Below are 17,835 nucleotides of genomic sequence, written 5' to 3' on the forward strand. Positions count from 1 at the left end.
TAGGGTGGCACCACGGTCTCACGTCCCTTTCACGGGATGTGGGGCCTTTTTGTATTTTGTTATATTCTTGAAGGATATGAATTGTAGGAGGAATAGAAAATGAAAACGGTATTCTCGGGTATTCAACCTAGTGGAAAGCTAACGCTAGGGAATTATATTGGGGCAATGAAAAATTTCGTTAAGTTACAAGACGAATATCATTGTAATTTTGTAGTTGTAGACTTGCATGCTATTACGGTTTCACAAGACCCTGCTGCGCTCTACGAACAATCTAAAGACGTTGCTGCGTTATACTTGGCAGCTGGAATCGATCCGAAGAAAGCGAATGTGTTCTTGCAATCTCATGTACCTCAGCACGCAGAACTCGGATGGATGCTGACCACGCTGACAGCGATGGGTGAACTTGAACGGATGACGCAATTTAAAGATAAATCAGCAGGCAAAGAATCCGTAGGTGCAGGACTTTTTGTATATCCTTCTTTGATGGCAGCTGATATTCTGCTCTATAATGCGGATCTTGTGCCGGTTGGAGATGACCAGAAACAGCATATGGAACTGACAAGAGATCTTGCTCAGCGATTTAACCGTCGTTATGGAGAGTTCTTTACGATTCCTGAGATCTATACACCAAAAGTCGGAGCACGGATTATGTCACTGGATGATGCGTCTAAGAAAATGAGTAAAAGCAACCCAAATCCAGGAAGCTATATCTCGCTTTTGGATACACCTAAAGATATTCGTAAAAAAATCAGCCGTGCAACAACAGATTCGGACAGTACGGTTCGATTCGATCCTGCAAACAAACCGGAGATCAGTAATTTAATGAGTATTTACAGCGAATGTTCCGGACTCTCTCTGCAAGAGATTGAAAAACAGTACGAAGGACAGATGTATGGGGCTTTCAAAAAGGAACTTGCAGAAGTGGTGGTTTCTGTTATTGAACCGATGCAAGAGAGATTCCGTGAAATTCGTGAGTCTGATGAACTCATGCGCATTCTAAATGAATCTGCTGAGCGAGCAAGAGAGATCGCTACTGCAAATCTGACAGAAGTGAAGAAACGGATGGGTTTTGTTGTCTAAACTTTAAGACCGGTTAAACTCAGCCCGATTCCTTTTTGCCTTAATGACGAATCCCCAACCAATATTACAGATGGCTAAAATACTAAAAAGTAGAGCTAACCATAAGGAATGGCTAAGTGAAACTGCAGTGACGATAAGTAATATAATAGAAGAAGCGGCAAACCAAAGAGACAGACCTTTACTCATGTGAACGTACCTCCAGAAAAATATTTTTAAAAAGAAGTATAGCTTTTCGAGAGAGAGCCATAATAATCTTGCAAGCTTGCAACAGCACATATTACGCGCGAAGCGAAAGGAGATTACACACATGGCATCAGGATCTCGTTCTAACAATTTGGTAGTTCCACAAGCGAACGCTGCACTTCAACAACTGAAAATGGAAGCTGCTCAAGAACTGGGCGTAACAATTCCGGCGGATGGTTACTACGGTAACTACACTTCCCGCGAAACAGGTTCACTCGGGGGATATATCACAAAACGTCTGGTACAAATTGCTGAACAGCAATTGTCCGGTCAAAGCAAATAGATGTAATTCAACAATCAAAATAGTGGGCTTGGGCGGTATATCTACCGTCCAAGCTTTTTGTGTTGCCTATGTAGCTGATTTTGCATGAAAGCGGTATATTACGTCAAGCATAAAAAACGGCCTCCGGGGGGGGAGGCCGTTTCTCTTTTGATATTTAGGTGTGAGAGCCAAGGGACAATTTTTTCTCCATCTTATCCTCACTAAGCCAACCTACATAAGTGCTGATCGGTTCATAATTTCTGTCCATGACCATACAAGCAACAAAAGGGTACTGTTTACGATGCCGATACCTTACATCTCCCCATCGAACAAAATAACCAAAACTTAATTCTTCAACTTCTGCAACAGCAAAAGAGGTGAAATAAAGAAATGCCTGAATGTCTGGGTGAGATTTAGAAATCTCAACAGCAGGATGATCTGAGGAAACAGCGTGCTTACTCCAAACGAGGAGATGTCCATCTAATTTCCCGATTTCGTAGCTGCCGTCTTTGTGAGCTTTGACCACATGCCAGCGATTTAAATGAATCGTAGGGATAACATAATACTTATCTTCAGGTGCTGATGAGGTATCCATCTTTCTTACTTGTTTTGTTTTGGAATAATGAACTAGTGTGCGCCAGATGTAATAAAGAGCCAAGAATGAATATAAGACAATAAAAGTGGGTGCAGGATCGAAAATCCCAAAGAACCAGCATAAAATAGCGATCACATGGGTTGTAAAGAGAACCGGATCAAAAATATGAATGATGTTCCACGAAATCCATTTCTCTGTAAAAGGACGCATAGCTTGTGTTCCGTATGTATTAAATACGTCGGTGAATACGTGAACACATACGGCTATTCCGGTCCATAAGGCAACATGGAGGATCGGTACGTCTCGGAATATCAAGGAAATAACGGCGGTAATCAGCGCTGTCCATATAAATAGAAAGGGGATTGAATGCGTTATTCCTCGATGATTCCTTATATAGGAAGCATTATTTTTTTTAATTCGAAGAACCGTATCAAGATCGGGAGCTTGTGATCCTGCAACGGTGCCAACCATGACAGCAACAGCCAGTTCTGGATTTGAGGCCACGACAGGGTCAACGAAGCTTAGGCCAGCAAGACCAAAGCCCATAACAAAATGTGTAGCTGTATCCATGTAGGTACTCTCCTTTTTGATAATCGAATCATAAATTCTATGGAATTTGTTATTTTGTATTCTGAAGATATTTAATTATTTAATTCCCTGCTTATAAGATCTCTATTCAAGTAAAAAAAGATAGAATGATCGTATTTTGACATAAAGGGTTATGATATTCCAATAACTTACCTCACAAATAGGAAATTTGTCATAGCCTATTCATAATTGAGTGATCTTTGTCAAAGACTTTCCTTACTTGTTATGATAAAATTTATATCGGAGGCAATAATTTTTTCTCCAATAAGACGTTATCGTAAGGAGGATTTACAAGCGTGAATAATAGATATCAGGCATCTTCCGATACAGCAGCTATTCCTGCACGGCCTACGCCCCCGCAAGAATCTGTAACATGGAAAGATTTTGTAGTTTTGACAAAGCCGGGCATCCTGAGAACAAACCTAGTTGCAGCATTTGGTGGTTTTTGGCTTGGATCTCAATGGGATGTTGATTATTTAAGAATGATTATTACCATGATTGGAACAATGCTCGTAATGGCCTCTTCCTGTGTGTTCAATAATTATTTTGATCGTGAATTAGATAAAAAAATGGAACGAACTCGTAATCGCGCACTACCCACTGGGAAACTTAGCCCGAAGGTAGTGCTTACTTATGCGGTCAGTTTAGGAATTCTGGGACTTCTTGTTTTGTTTACCTATTCCGGCTGGCTTGCAGGCGTCCTTGGTATTTTTGGGATGTTCATTTACGTCATTATTTATACTTTATGGCTCAAGCGTTCATCTACATGGAGTACATCCATAGGCGGATTCTCCGGTGCGGTACCACCCGTTATCGGATATGTAGCTGCATCAGGAACACTTGATCTTGGCGCTCTACTATTGTTTGCTTTGTTGTTTCTATGGCAGCCACCACATTTCTGGGCACTGGCGATTCGCAGGGTAGAAGATTACCGTGCTGCAGGATATCCGCTTCTTCCTGTGGTCAAAGGGATTGAACGTACAAAAATTCAGATGATTCCTTATCTAATCCTTCTGGTTCCTGTTCCCATTCTCATGTATGTGTACAATTACACAGGTCTTGTGTTTATGATTGTTTCGCTAATCCTGTCACTCATATGGTTATTTTACGGCTTCCAAGGTTTCAAAGCAAAAGATACCGATGCCTGGGCCAAAAAAATGTTTTTCTTTTCCATTAACTACCTAACAATTAGTTTCCTTCTTATGATTCTAGATACAGTTCATAAATAAGCAGAAACAGACGATGTTTCAAAAACGATATCTATTTTTATTACACCAAGGAACTTTACATTAATCATGAAATAAAAGGGAGACCCGCTCCAAACCGGATGGCCTCCTCCTTTTTTTACTCTATAACTTCAAAATTGTTACATAGTTGGATTGATTTTATAATACCTATAGGTGCATTCATCAGGAATAACCATTTATGAAAGAAGGAGCGGATCTTCTTGATTTTTAAAAAGTACATATGGACTTGGATTTTACTATTGATCGCAGCAGTGATGGCAGGTTATCTCATTTATAATTCGCTCGATTTTGGAAAAGAGGAGTATCCAAAGTTAGGCAAAGTAGAAACTTTCTCAATGGAGAATGTAGATGGAAGCAAGGTTTCTCTAGAGGATACGGAAGGGAAGACACGTCTGTTTTATTTCTATTTTACAAGTTGTCCTGATGTATGCCCGGTAACGACCTTCAGCCTGTCTCAGGTTCAGGAACTGCTGAAGGAAGATGAAACGTTTGGCAAGAAAGCTTCTTTTGTTTCCATATCATTTGATCCGGAAGTGGATACGAGAGAAACCATCAAAGCTTTCGCAGATCGGTTCAAAGCAGATTATTCTGGATGGTATTTCCTAAGAGGAGATGCAGAAGAGACAAAGCAGTTAGCAAGAGAATCATTCAAAATTCTCATTGAAGGAAATAGTGTGGATAATTTCGTACATGCTAATCTTATTGCATTAGTAGATCAGGACAACAATATCCGCAAAATCTATAATGCCTCTAATACAGAAGAAGCTGCGCCGGAGATCATTGCAAGAGACGTTAGGAATGTAGTGAGTGAATAAGTTTATCTATGTATTGAGAAAGCTGTGTCCATTAAAAGGAACAGCTTTTTTTACTTATCAAAATGGCTGGTGAAGTCAGGATAGATAATGTATTCATCAAGCCCTGCTTTTTCTAACTGGGCAATAAGATACTCATCAGGCGTACCTTCCACCCCAGCATAACCTCGTCTTGTATAAATATGTTCTGCATCCGGGAAGGTATCTCTGAGTTCACCTCGAATGCGTTTTCCAGAACTGTCATTATCCATAAACAAATAAACTTCATCATATTTAATCTGTTTACGAAGTTTTTCCAGCTTCATGCTGTTCAGTGTTCCATACGTGCACAAAATAGAAATATCGGGTTGTAACAACCGACGGAGTTTGCTGCGATCATTTTTGCCTTCGACAATGACATGAATCGGCATCGTATGCTTCACCTCTTGTTTTATTCGCGTATGGACTCGAAATTCCCCGGGAAATGTTTATGTTCTATTTTATCGCAAAGTAAGGATTTCATGCAAAAAAGATCAGTCTATGATTGGACTGATCTCAGATTGTAGGCAAACTAGTCGCCGCTCGTTTGCCTAGAGTCTTATTTATTAGATGTGTTTTGGTTCCGGAGTAAGTGCGGCAGTGCGTACCTGTTTAGAAAAAGGTAAGAATAACAGACCGATCATGAGGACAAGGAAAGCTAGGAAGTAAGGGGAAATCTCCATTCGAATCTGCCCGGCGGCAATGGGACCTACAAAAGAACCTAATGAAGTGGCAATGGACTGAATGGAGAAAATCCGCCCAAGCCTGGCTCCGCCACTTAACTGCACAAACATGGTCGCTAGTGCCGGGAATATGATTCCTTTGGATGTACCAAGGACATAGAGGACAAGCCACAAAGGCATTTCAGGTACAGAAGCCAGCAGAAAGAAGCTGATTGCCATCAGTAATACGCCTGCCGCAAGACGAAGCTTTGTCGAATAACGATTGAGGAACAACATACTGAGTGTAGTGAGTGCTCCTAAACTGATGATGGAGAATAGCAGGCCTGTTGATAAAATGGAAGCTGATCCGCTGCCTCTTAGAGGGAGTTCAAAGAAAAGAACGCCTTGAGAGCATGCGATAACTAGCGGTAAAACAAAATAACGCCAAGATATGGGAAGAAAACGACCTTCCATAGGAGGCAGCACTTTGGCACTCTGCGTACTGGCTTCCTTCACAGCAGGTATGGTGAAAAACGCCATAAGACCAGTGATGACCAGTAAAATCCCAAGAATCTGAAAAGTCCCGGAAAAGCCAATACCTGCAACAATGAAGGCGCCCGCTGCGGGAGAGACCACAGAAGCCAGTGTATGGACTACACCATGTCCTGACATATACTTTCCTTGCGTAGTTGGATCAGACGACAACTGAGCAAGCAGAGTCATACAGGCAGGAGAGAGAAAGGCAAGAACAAATCCGCTGAGTGCCCGTAAAATAAGCAGTTGCCACGGGGTATCAACATAGGCTTGAAGCAACAATAGAATTCCAGCGGTCGTTAGACTGAAAATAATATAACGCTTGCTTCCGTGCTTATCGATTTTTGTGCCTGCAATCAGATTTCCCGGTAGATGAGTTAAGGAATAAATCCCCATCATCCAACCAATAAAGGTGGGAGCTGCGCCTAATGAAATTGCAAAAGGCGTAAGAATCGGATACTGAGCATGTAAATCAAAGAAGGCTAAAAAAAGAAATAAATAAAGCCATATGGCCGTTTTCAAGGAAACAGCACCTCCCATTTCAATATATAGCTAGAACATCGTATGATATACTTGTACGCCTAATGGGACAGTCTTATACCGTATTTTTGCGTAAACGCGTGCTTAGCTGACAGCAGTAAAGGTAATCATGTATAATATTCGGGAACTCATATCAATGGAGTTCGGGAGGTGGATGATCATAATGGATTTAGAAATATGGAAAGAGTTCGTTCAGCAAAATTGGCTGGTTATTATTGTTGCTTTGATATTGTTGTTTATCGTCATTAATGTGCTTAAGACGGTACTCAAGTGGGCTATCGTTCTTGTAATTGTGGCCGCACTGATCATATACAGCGGTGTTTCTTTAGACCAGATCAAAGATGTGGTTACGGATGTAAGTTCGTCTACTGTAGAAACGGTGAAAACAGAGGCACAAGAACTAATGCAGAACGAAGCGAAGCAAGCTACTTATGTTCTTCACGAGGACGGGACGTTTACGATTACGAGCCCTAATGTGGAAGTTACAGGAGAACAAGGTAAAGATAAAGTGAAAGTAAGTCTGCGCGGTGTATCTGTAGGTGAATGGAGTATTAATAATGCCGCTGTGAAACAGTACATGGAAACCGCACAAAACTAAATAAAGATAAATATAAGTATAGGTATAACAGGGGTGAAAACATGTTCGAATCATGGATCGATAGCCTATTGAACGGAAATGTGGTCACGCTTGTTCTATTGGTCATTCTCCTTGTTTCACTGATTCAAGGATTTGCAAGAGGAGCTTCACGCTCAGCAGGAGCGCTGGTAAACCTGATAACGGAAGGGATGTTTACCGTCATCGGTCTAGCTAGTGCTTTTTTCCTCTCCATGAAGTTATCTCCAATGGTTCAAACGTGGCTAGCACAATACAGTGAGAACATTCCTAATCGAGATTTGAAAGTATGGGAGCAAATTTATTATACTGCCATTACCGGGCTGACTGATTTTCCGTTAATGCGATTTGCTGTTCTTTTTATGATTAGTTATGCAGTGATACGTTTTGTTCTTTCTGTAATTGGTAGTTTGCTTACAGGGCTTGGCCTAGGTAGGACAAATGCCAGATCTCGTAAGGACCCAGGAATGATTAGCCGCCTTCTTGGTGCTGCTTTCGGAGTTGTTGTCGGTATAGCGAGAAGCATACTGGTAATAGCACTGTTATTTATAGTAGTGAGTCTATACCCGGGAAGTACATTCAGCAATTATGTGGAATCATCCCCTTTGTATCAGCAGGGTGCCAAGAAAGTAATTGAACCGCTCTCGGGAACGCTGATTAAGGAACGGCTTCCTGTCATTACCCAAGCGGCAAAGAATGAACTAACTGGCATGATGCATAGAAGATATGAGGTGATTGATCGGAGTATCCCTAAGGATATCGAAGGAGCAGCTTCTAAAGTGACAGAGAATGCAGTCACTGATGAAGAAAAAGCAAAGGCGCTCTATCAATGGGTAGGTACTCGTGTTGGGTATGATTACGGTAAAGTAGAGGACTACGAGCAAAGAGGCATCTGGAATGAGCAAACACCGCAGGATACATTTCGAACGATGAAAGGGGTTTGCATTGACTATGCAAGGCTATACGCGGTTATGGCCCGATCAGAAGGACTCGATGTAAAAGTCATTACAGGTCTTGGATATAATGGACAAGGCGGATACGGTGCTCATGCCTGGAACGAAGTGTATTTAAGCGAAACAGATGAGTGGGTACCTCTTGATCCAACTTGGGCGAATAGTGGGAATTGGTTCAATCCATCTAATTTCTACGACACCCATATCAAAGATCAGTCCTTATAATGTACTTGTTAAACCGTAGTTAGAAAGGATAGTTTTGGAATGAGCAAAGAGGGAACAGACCCGTATATGAAAAAAGTGATTGCAAAGGAGAAGAGATTTACTTTCAGGCTTAATGTCTTTTTCCTGGCAACCTTTTTGATCTTTGGTGCATTGATCATCAGGCTGGCATATCTGCAGCTGGTTCAGGGTCCTACGCTAAAAAAAGAAGAAGCAAGTGTCGCAACGAAAAGTGTATCTCTTTCACCCATTCGGGGAACGATATTCGACTCTACGGGTGAGAATCGGCTCGCCTATTCGACCTCAACTCAGTCTTTGTATGTGAGTTTAGATAAAAACTACACCCGTGAAGAAAACAAAGACGAATTAAAAGAACTGGTTTCGGGTCTCAAGCATGTTTTTGACCGGTATGGTGATTCGAGCAAAACAATGACAGAAGATGAAATTGAGGAAGCTCTTGATATATCCTATCGCAAGAATTACGGATATACGCCGAGAAGAATCAAGACAGATCTGACTGACGAAGAAATCGCCTATTTTCTATCCCATAAGGATAAGTTTCCAACCGTAGAAGTGGTGGAAGAAAATGTGAGACGTTATGACGAGGATACCGTTGCCGTACAAACGGTAGGATATATGAAACCATTCCGTTCCGTAATTGATCCGGATTATGGACTCGGTTATTATCTGAAGGCCAAGGAAGAAACCGACCCTAAGCTTCAATATCTGGATGATGAGGAAGTCGGATATGATGGTATAGAGCTTATGTTTCAAGAGGAGTTAAGAGGGACGAAAGGTGTTAAGACCTTCCCAGTGAACTCACAAAATCAAATTTCTGGTGAAGCAGAAATTACAGCTCCTAAAAAAGGGAATAACGTATGGTTATCTATTCATAAAGATGTTCAGTTGGCTGCTGAGCAGGCAATCATGGACCAATTGGAATATTTGCAAACAACAAGTAATTCTAGTATTAAAGCTCCAAACGCCAAAACGGGATTTGCAGTTGCCATGGAAGTGGACACAGGCAAGATCGTAACCATGGCGAGTATGCCTGACTATGACCCAAACATTTGGACAAAAGGAAGCATGTCACAAGAAGAACTTAATAATATTGCTCCTTATGCTTCAAATGGCGCCATTCGTGAAGTGTATCAATCCTACAGCAGCAAAGAAGAGAGTTATAAACACCCATCTTCCACCGTGCTGCTCGGTTCCGTTATTAAGCCGTTATCAGTTCTCATTGGTCTTCAAGAAAATCTATTTACGACTTCTACTTTATATAATGATGTGGGGGTAGGGAAGTTTGGTAAGAAAGGTTATGAAACTTCCGTTCGAAATTCGGGGAGTCACGCTTACGGTTTGATTGACCCTGCATTAGCTATTGAACATTCTTCCAATGCATTCATGGTAGAAATGGTCGGAAATAAATTATATGAGAAGTATGGCGCAGATGGCGTTGATGTATGGGATAAATATATGAAGGAATTTGGGCTAGGGGTATCGACAGAGAGCGGTATACCTAATGAGCAGTCTGGTCTGCGCGAATATATAAATGAAGCTGAGAATAGCAGTTCGCAATCAGCGCTTGCCTATGCTTCATTTGGGCAGCAAGGGAAGTATACAACACTCCAGCTTGCTCAGTATGCGGCCATGCTTGCGAATGAAGGAAAACGACTGAAACCCCAAATTGCAAGCAAGATTACGGATGTAGAAGGTAATGTTGTAAAAGAATTTGGTGCAGAAATACTAAACACCGTTGAGTTTGATTCTTCTTTCTGGGATGAAATCAAAGCAGGGATGAATAGTAATGCTCAAGGATTTGAGGGGTTTCCGTATGATTTTGCTCGCAAAACCGGAACATCTCAGCAAAGTGTAGGCGGTGAACTGGTAGAAAACGGCGTCTTTATTACATTTGCTCCTAGAGATAACCCGAAACTTGCGATTGCTGTTGTGGTGCCTGAAGGAGGATTTGGTTCTGTCAGTGCAGCGCCTATTGCACGTAAAATTTACGATGCTTACGATCAGTATATTGGACTTGACGGAACACCCAAAATTCAAGATTCACAAGATCAGAGCGATGCTTCCGAACAAGATAATTCTGCTGAATAGGCTGTGAAATATCCATATGCAATATGTTATGACAAAAACCGTGTGTGCCATGTGATTGAGGCGCACGCGGTTTTGTCGTTTTATGACGAAATTGTAATCAGCAAAAGAGAAATTTGGAACACAGTTGTGGTAGAATGAAAAAGGATATCTATGGAACAGAAAGAAAAGTGAGGTATGGTATGACTCAGCAGCAAAATCATGAAAAGGAAGAACTGTCTAATAAGCGCCGATTTAGTTTTCGTCTGAATTTTTTCTTCTTTAGCTCTTTTATTATTTTTTCTATTATTATCATTAGGCTTGCTGTGCTTCAGTTTGTAGAAGGGCCAGAGCTCGCACAGCAGGAAAGCGGCAGTGTGACTAAGAATATACCGCTGCTTCCGGTAAGGGGTTCCATACTTGACTCTACGGGTGAGGTAAAACTTGCTTATTCAGAGCCTATTCAGTCACTGTATATTACTTTATATAAGAACTATAGTAAGCCGACAGACGGTTCAGTAAATCCAAACCATGAAGAGGCATTGGAGATGGCTGAGCGTCTTGCTGAAGTATTTGAGAAGTATAAAGACCCAGACGCGGAAACATTAACTGCAGCTGATATCGAAAAGGCAATGGACCTTAATTATCGGCAAACGCATGGTTATACACCTAGGCTGATTAAAAGTAACTTATCAGAAAAAGAAATTGCTTATTTTTTGCAGCATAAAAAAGAGTTTCCTGGCGTCAGCGTAATCGAAGAGACGGTAAGAAAGTACGATGAGGATACAGTTGCTGTTCAGGCCATCGGCTATCTTAAAACGTTTAAGACCTCAAAAACACTAGAGAAATATAAACAAATAGATGAAACGAACAAAGATCAAACCGAACCAGGGCTAGTGTATTCGGAACTGGAGTCTGTTGGTGTAGACGGCCTTGAAATGCAGTATCAGGATGAACTTCGTGGTAAAGCAGGGTATAGTCAAATTCCAATCAATCCACTGAATCTTCCAGAAGAAGGAACTGTTATCCAGGCCCCTGAAAAAGGAAAAGATATTGTATCTACCATTAATAAGGATATTCAGGTGGAAACGGAACAAGCCATTATGGATCAGCTCGATTGGCTGCATCGAAATCCTGTCTCTGGTAAATTACATCCTAATGCAACAACCGGTTATGCTGTTGCGATGGAAGTAGATACAGGTAATATTGTGGCAATGGCGAGTATGCCGGATTATGACCCCAATGATGAATGGGATTATGACAAAATCAAATACATTTATCGTAACGGTACAACAGAATCGTACCCGCCGGATGACTCGAGAAGACGGATGGAATCAACGGTTCTCTTAGGTTCTACAATTAAACCACTTAGTGTATTAATTGGTTTAAAAGAAGGACTATTCAGTACCAATACGGCTTATCAAGATGTAGGGTATGCCCTTTTTGGTCGAGACGACTCTAGAGTACGAAACTCACAGAATCATGTGTATGGTCTTCTTTTCCCAGATACAGCTATTAAGCACTCCTCGAACGCGTTTATGGTGGATATGGTCGGTGAAAAACTGTATAACAAATTCGGAAGTAAAGGTATTGATATCTGGGATCAGCATATGAAAGAGTTCGGTCTAGGCGTTGAGACAGGCGTAGATTTACCGCGTGAATTTAAGGGGCAAATCGAGTATAAGAATGAAAAGGAAACAGCTCTTTCCCGGCTTGCCTTTGCATCCTTTGGACAGCAAGGGAAGTATACGACTATGCAGCTTGCTCAGTATACAACGATGCTTGCTAACAAAGGAAAAAGATTAGAACCACATCTTGTCAAAGAGATTCGCGATTCGGAAGGAAATGTAGTTAAGAAGATTGAACCTAAGGTACTCAATGAAGTGGATTTTGCAGACGAGTACTGGAATACAGTTCACCGCGGAATGTCAACCAATGTGGATATGGCCTTCTCAGGTTTCCCATATGATTTTGCTCGGAAAACAGGTACTTCGCAGCAGGATATTTTTTATAACGGGACAAAAAACCGGATTGATAATGGTGTGTTTATTGCCTTTGCACCGCGTAATAATCCGAAACTGGCTGTAGCTGTCGTTATTCCAGAAGGTGGATTTGGTTCCAGCAGCGCAGCTCCTATTGCTCGTAAAATATTTGATGCTTATGATAAAGTGTACGGTCTCGATGGGGTTCCAAAAGGGAACCCGCAAGATCCTGAAGAAATTTCACAGAATGAATAGTAGATTGATAAGAAAGACGTCTTTTGCATAAAAGCAAAGGGCGTCTTCTTTTTTGTACAATAGTGGTAAATGTTGGTATAATTAGAGTATATGTACAGTTGTTGTTTTATCTATGGGGGGACTACGAATGAATCGTTATGAACAGGACGAAGAGAATATAAAGATTGAGCGGAGACGGACTTTTCGTATGAATATTTCCTTTTTCGCTGTTTTTATTTTATTTTGTGTTCTTATCGTAAGACTTGCATTTATACAGTTTGTGGAAGGGGAGGAACTGGTGAATCTAGAACGAGGAGAGAATAAAAGAGCAGTACCCATGATGCCGATCCGTGGGACGATCTATGATTCTACTCATACCCCACTCGCTTATTCAGAGCCCTCGCATTCTTTATATATTTCTTTATATGAGAATTATGGATTGTCTAACGGGATTCCTGCAGCGGGAAGAATTGAAATGAATTTGATGGCCGAGAAAATAGCAGATATTTTCAAAAAATATGGAGCCAAGGATGCCCCGGAAATCACTGCCGGGCAGATTACCGAGAGCCTTGATCTTAACTATTCCAAATTCGGAGGTTATGTTCCACGTCTCATCAAAAGCAATTTATCAGATAAAGAAGTAGCCTACTTTTTACAGAATAAAGATCAGTTTAAAGGGGTTCAAATCATTGAAGAAACGGTGCGTAAATATCATAAAGATACACTTGCTACGCAAACCGTTGGATACCTGTTTAAGTATAAAGGAGCCAAGGATGATCCTTTCTATAAGAAGATTAGTGAACATAATTCAGAAGTGGGTCTAGAAAATCCAGGTCTTTTTTATCAAGAGAATGAGAATGTTGGCTTTGGCGGGCTTGAATTACAATATCAGGAGGAACTGCGCGGAGAATCGGGCTATCAGCTAATACCAGTAGATATGCGTAATATGCCAACAGGTCCAGGGGAGCTGGTGCCGCCTAAAAAAGGGAACGATCTATATACAAATCTGCATAAAGATGTGCAGCAGATAACGGAACAGGCTATTACAGATCAGATTAAAGCGCTGCGTACGAGTGGAAGAAAGGAATCACAAAATGCAAGAATGGGCTTCGCAGTAGCGATGGAAGTGGATACGGGAAATGTAATAGCTATGGCAAGCATGCCCGATTATGATACAAATGTATGGGAGAATGGGAGTGTTACTCCTAAAGTATATAACGAAATAAAAAATGTGTACCAAAACGGTACGATTCGTTCTTTTTTTCCTACAGATCAAACCAACACAACAGAATCCGTCGTTCTGCTGGGTTCAACCATTAAACCTCTGAGTGTTCTCATAGGATTAGAAGAAGGACTCATCAGCCCATCAACCGTGTATCAAGACAAGGGATATGCTGTATTTGGACGTGATGGCAGAGTAGGTAACTCAGGCGGTTCAGTAATGGGGAGTTTGACACCTCGTGAGGCAATTCGAAGATCATCCAATGCTTTTATGGTGAATCTGATTGGGGAAGGGCTTTGGGAACGTTACGGCAGCAGCAAGGCGATCGAAGTCTGGGATGAATATATGAAAAAGTTTGGGCTTGGGGTAGAAACTGGGGTAGATCTACCCAATGAATACCGAGGAAATATAGAATATAAGAACGAAAAGGAAACAGCTCTCTCACGGCTCGCGTTCGCCTCTTTTGGACAGCAGGGAAAATATACGACCATGCAGCTTGCTCAGTACGTAGCCATGCTTGCAAATAAAGGAAAACGTATGGAACCTCATATTGTCAGCGAGATTAGAGATTCAGAAGGCAATGTCATCCGTAAAATAGAGCCAAAGGTACTGAATGAAGTGAAGTTTAGTGATGCGAACTGGAATCTGATTCGCAGTGCGATGGCAACCAATGTGGGGACAAGTTTTGATGGATTTCCTTATGATTTTGCTAGGAAAACCGGTACATCTCAGCAGGACATATTCTATAAAGGAACCAGAAAACGAGTCGATAATGGAGTGTTCATTGCCTTTGCTCCTCGTGAAAATCCAAAACTTGCGGTCGCCGTTATGATCCCAGAAGGCGGCTTCGGATCGGTCAGTGCTGCCCCGATTGCTCGTAAAATCTTCGATGCATATGATATGTATTACGGTTTGGATGGCACACCTAAGAAACAGAAGGCAACCGAAGAGAAATAAAGATAGGTGTATTTATATATAGGCTATAGTGTATTTCAGCCAAAACTTAGACAAGCAAGAGAAAATTTCTCTTGCTTTTTTACTTTGTCTCCCATAAAATTTGCCTTAAGGAAACTTAATTGTGCATATATAAATTAATTGCAGTGGGGTAAACAACTTGTACCAGGTAAATAATTAAACCGGGATGGAAACCACCTATTATCACCTAAGATCACCCAATTAACTTGCGGAAGGGAAGAGTGAACAATGAAAAAAAAGAGGAAATGGGACCGAATGCTTATAGCTTTTGTCGTAATGAGTTCAATACTGGCTTTAACAGCATGCGGTGGTACATCAAGTAAAGCGGGGGGGAATGAAGAGACAGGGAAACTAAAAATCACGACTACAACAGGCATGATTGCAGATGCTGCTAAAGAAGTTGGCGGAGATCATGTAGAAGTAACAGGGCTAATGGGACCAGGAGTGGACCCCCATTTGTATAAAGCCTCTCAAGGAGATATTAAAAAATTGGAACAAGCGGATCTCATTTTATATAACGGATTGCATCTTGAAGGAAAGATGTCTGATATTCTACTCAACCTAGGCAAGTCTAAGACCGTGACTCAAGTGACGAAGGATATTCCAGAAAGCGAGCTGCTGATGGTTCCTTATGGGGATAAGGAGGAGGCGGATCCTCATGTATGGTTTGATGTGACAAAGTGGATACAGGTTACGGGTACAATTCGGGACACTCTTACTCAGGCAGATCCGGAACATGCCAAAGACTATAATGACCAGGCGGATGCGTATATAGCCAAGCTGCAAGATTTACACAAAGAAGTCAGCGAAAATATTGCATCCATTCCGAAAGCTTCTCGGGTACTCGTCACTGCACATGATGCTTTTGGCTATTTTGGTCAGGCTTACGATATTGAAGTACTTGGTTTACAAGGAATCAGCACTTCTGCCGAATATGGAGTAAACGATGTTAGTGAGCTGAGAGATTTTCTTGTAGACAACCAGATTAAAGCGGTCTTTGTAGAATCTAGTATTTCACCTAAAGCGATGGAAGCGATCGTAGCCGGGGCAAAAGAGAAAGGACATACAGTTACGATTGGCGGTGAATTATACTCCGATGCGATGGGCCAAGAAGGAACCGAAGAGGGAACGTATATCGGTATGGTAAAACATAATACGAAGGTGATCGTGGAAGCTTTGAAATAGGATGCGCAGGGATAAGAGGAGTGGAGAAGATGGGCATTTTAAGACAGAAAGACACTGTGAATGAAACAGAATCGAATCAAGAGCAATTCCCGTTTTCTGTTCAGCATCTGGCCGTGGCCTATCATAAAAAACCGGTGCTTGAAGACATCACATTCTCTGTACCGGAAGGAAAATTAATAGGAATATTAGGACCGAATGGAGCCGGAAAGTCCACGCTCATCAAAGCAGCGCTGGGTCTAGTGCCCTCCCTCAGTGGGGAAGTCAAAATCTATGGAAAACTCTATAAAGAACAGCGCAAAAAAATTGGATATGTACCCCAGCGAGAATCCGTGGATTGGGATTTTCCAACGAATGCCCTTGATGTAGTGATCATGGGGAGGTACGGAAGACTGGGCTGGTTTAAGAGACCTGGGAAGAAAGAAAAGGAAATCGCAATGGATTGTCTGAAAAAAGTAGGCATGGCTGATTTCTGCCACCGTCAGATTAGTCAGCTGTCCGGCGGACAGCAGCAGCGTGTATTCTTGGCAAGAGCCCTTGCGCAGGATGCGGATATATATTTCATGGATGAACCCTTTGCAGGCGTGGATGCGACAACAGAGAAAGCGATCATCGCCTTGCTGAGCGAACTGAAAGAACAAGGGAAGACAGTGCTTGTCGTTCATCATGACCTTGCTACAGTAGAGGAATACTTCGATCATGTCATACTGCTGAACGGAAAGTTAGTGGCAGCAGGTCCAACATCAACTACTTTTACATCAGAGATGCTTCAAAAAACATATGGCGGCCGTATTGCTATGATTGGTCAGTCAGCCGCTACAGAGAAGTGGAAGGAGTAGTATGTATGATGACCTGGATATTCTCCATTATGACAGACCCCAATGCAAGGTGGATCATGCTTGGTTCAATGCTGCTTGGGTTTAGCAGCGGAATGGTGGGTTCCTTTACTTATCTTCGTAAGCAAAGTCTAATTGGAGATACGTTAGCCCATGCTGCTCTCCCAGGGATCTGTATTGCTTTTATGCTAAGCGGGGTAAAATCAACTTTCTTATTTATGCTGGGGGCACTCGTTTCGGGAATGATTGCGACCGTCGGAATATCAGTCATAACGAAGTATTCCCGTATAAAACAAGACACTGCACTTGGAGTTATATTGTCCGTTTTTTTTGGAGTAGGAGTTGTGTTGTTAACCCGCATTCAGCACGGGGATTATGGAAGTCAGAGCGGACTGGATAAGTATATGTTTGGTCAAGCGGCTTCTATGGTTAGAAGTGATGTCTATACGATGCTTGGTGTTTCTATTTTTCTGCTTGTTGTATGTTGTCTTTTATTTAAAGAATTCAAGTTAATTAGTTTTGATCCGGGATTTGCTAGTGGAATGGGGTATCCTTCTGGGTTACTTGCGCAGCTATTGCTGTTCCTTACAGTAATTGCCGTCGTAGCAGGTGTTCAGATTGTGGGTGTGGTGCTTGTTGCTGCACTTCTCGTTACTCCCGCTGCAGCGGCTAGATATTGGACACACCGGCTGGGTCTAATGGTTGCACTGGCTGGATTATTCGGAGCACTTAGCGGAGTGATTGGTACGGTGGTTAGTGCAACTACACCCGATTTGCCTACAGGACCGGTAACCGTACTCGTTGCCACCGGATTGTTTGCTATCTCTGTTCTTTTTGCTCCTGATAGAGGATGGATTGCAAGAGCCTTTCGTGAACGGAGAGTAAGGACAGCATATCATCAGCAGTCAAGTAAGCCGCAGGCAGAGATCAGGAAGTAGAGGGGGATCATC

16 protein-coding genes and 1 other annotated feature (1 of these 17 cut by a window edge) are annotated in these 17,835 nt (G+C 41.9%); of the genes, 12 read left to right on the top strand and 4 right to left on the bottom strand.

Annotated features, from left to right (window positions below):
* Nucleotides 1-31: a binding site (T-box leader), on the top strand (it extends 215 nt beyond the left edge of the window).
* Nucleotides 32-99: 68 nt separating this feature from the next.
* Nucleotides 100-1,080: a tryptophan--tRNA ligase gene (trpS, locus tag GQY27_RS12255; RefSeq protein ID WP_160034727.1), complete on the top strand. Its 981-nt coding sequence runs from the start codon at nt 100-102 to the stop codon at nt 1,078-1,080.
* A gap of 3 nt (nt 1,081-1,083) precedes the next feature.
* On the opposite strand, the gene GQY27_RS12260 is transcribed toward trpS, so the two are convergent.
* Nucleotides 1,084-1,266, bottom strand: coding sequence for a hypothetical protein (locus GQY27_RS12260; protein WP_160034730.1), 183 nt, complete (start codon nt 1,264-1,266; stop codon nt 1,084-1,086).
* 121 nt (nt 1,267-1,387) lie between these two features.
* On the opposite strand from GQY27_RS12260, the gene GQY27_RS12265 reads away from it, so the two are divergent.
* Entirely contained in the window at nt 1,388-1,606 is a 219-nt protein-coding gene (locus GQY27_RS12265) for an alpha/beta-type small acid-soluble spore protein (protein WP_160034732.1), read from the top strand.
* 154 nt (nt 1,607-1,760) lie between these two features.
* Here the strand turns inward: GQY27_RS12265 and GQY27_RS12270 are convergent, their stop codons facing one another.
* Nucleotides 1,761-2,750: a metal-dependent hydrolase gene (locus GQY27_RS12270; protein WP_160034734.1), complete on the bottom strand. Its 990-nt coding sequence runs from the start codon at nt 2,748-2,750 to the stop codon at nt 1,761-1,763.
* 314 nt (nt 2,751-3,064) lie between these two features.
* Between GQY27_RS12270 and cyoE the strand changes: the two genes are divergently transcribed.
* Entirely contained in the window at nt 3,065-3,997 is a 933-nt protein-coding gene (gene cyoE / locus GQY27_RS12275; RefSeq protein ID WP_160034737.1) for a heme o synthase, read from the top strand.
* 221 nt (nt 3,998-4,218) lie between these two features.
* Complete coding sequence (locus GQY27_RS12280; RefSeq protein ID WP_236570586.1) at nt 4,219-4,830, top strand: SCO family protein; 612 nt, start codon at nt 4,219-4,221, stop codon at nt 4,828-4,830.
* A gap of 50 nt (nt 4,831-4,880) precedes the next feature.
* Here the strand turns inward: GQY27_RS12280 and GQY27_RS12285 are convergent, their stop codons facing one another.
* Both GQY27_RS12285 and GQY27_RS12290 read right to left on the bottom strand, forming a co-directional pair.
* The gene (locus GQY27_RS12285; RefSeq protein WP_160034740.1) at nt 4,881-5,237 is read right to left on the bottom strand and encodes a toprim domain-containing protein; all 357 of its coding nucleotides are present in this window, start codon (nt 5,235-5,237) and stop codon (nt 4,881-4,883) included.
* 174 nt (nt 5,238-5,411) lie between these two features.
* Nucleotides 5,412-6,563, bottom strand: coding sequence for an MFS transporter (locus GQY27_RS12290; protein ID WP_160034743.1), 1,152 nt, complete (start codon nt 6,561-6,563; stop codon nt 5,412-5,414).
* A 181-nt stretch (nt 6,564-6,744) separates the two neighbouring features.
* Here GQY27_RS12290 and GQY27_RS12295 point away from each other — a divergent pair, with 181 nt between their 5' ends.
* From GQY27_RS12295 to GQY27_RS12330, 8 genes are all read left to right on the top strand, one after another.
* Nucleotides 6,745-7,179 carry a hypothetical protein gene (locus tag GQY27_RS12295; protein WP_160034746.1) on the top strand — a complete coding sequence of 145 codons (435 nt, stop codon included), beginning with the start codon at nt 6,745-6,747 and terminating at the stop codon, nt 7,177-7,179.
* A gap of 41 nt (nt 7,180-7,220) precedes the next feature.
* Nucleotides 7,221-8,372 (top strand): transglutaminase domain-containing protein, encoded by a 1,152-nt coding sequence (locus GQY27_RS12300; RefSeq protein WP_160034748.1) that lies wholly within the window; start codon nt 7,221-7,223, stop codon nt 8,370-8,372.
* 39 nt (nt 8,373-8,411) lie between these two features.
* On the top strand, nt 8,412-10,478 hold the full coding sequence (locus GQY27_RS12305) for a peptidoglycan D,D-transpeptidase FtsI family protein (RefSeq protein ID WP_160034751.1): 2,067 nt from the start codon (nt 8,412-8,414) through the stop codon (nt 10,476-10,478).
* Nucleotides 10,479-10,657: 179 nt separating this feature from the next.
* Nucleotides 10,658-12,691, top strand: coding sequence for a peptidoglycan D,D-transpeptidase FtsI family protein (locus GQY27_RS12310; protein ID WP_160034754.1), 2,034 nt, complete (start codon nt 10,658-10,660; stop codon nt 12,689-12,691).
* Between the two features lie 127 nt (nt 12,692-12,818).
* Nucleotides 12,819-14,849, top strand: coding sequence for a peptidoglycan D,D-transpeptidase FtsI family protein (locus GQY27_RS12315; RefSeq protein ID WP_160034757.1), 2,031 nt, complete (start codon nt 12,819-12,821; stop codon nt 14,847-14,849).
* Nucleotides 14,850-15,095: 246 nt separating this feature from the next.
* Entirely contained in the window at nt 15,096-16,052 is a 957-nt protein-coding gene (locus GQY27_RS12320) for a metal ABC transporter solute-binding protein, Zn/Mn family (protein ID WP_160034759.1), read from the top strand.
* A gap of 29 nt (nt 16,053-16,081) precedes the next feature.
* Nucleotides 16,082-16,888: a metal ABC transporter ATP-binding protein gene (locus GQY27_RS12325; protein ID WP_160034762.1), complete on the top strand. Its 807-nt coding sequence runs from the start codon at nt 16,082-16,084 to the stop codon at nt 16,886-16,888.
* Nucleotides 16,889-16,893: 5 nt separating this feature from the next.
* On the top strand, nt 16,894-17,823 hold the full coding sequence (locus GQY27_RS12330; RefSeq protein ID WP_160034764.1) for a metal ABC transporter permease: 930 nt from the start codon (nt 16,894-16,896) through the stop codon (nt 17,821-17,823).
* Nucleotides 17,824-17,835 lie beyond the last annotated feature (12 nt).

The sequence above is a fragment of the Paenibacillus sp. An7 genome, from assembly GCF_009870785.1.
In the GTDB taxonomy this organism is placed as follows: domain Bacteria; phylum Bacillota; class Bacilli; order Paenibacillales; family Paenibacillaceae; genus Paenibacillus.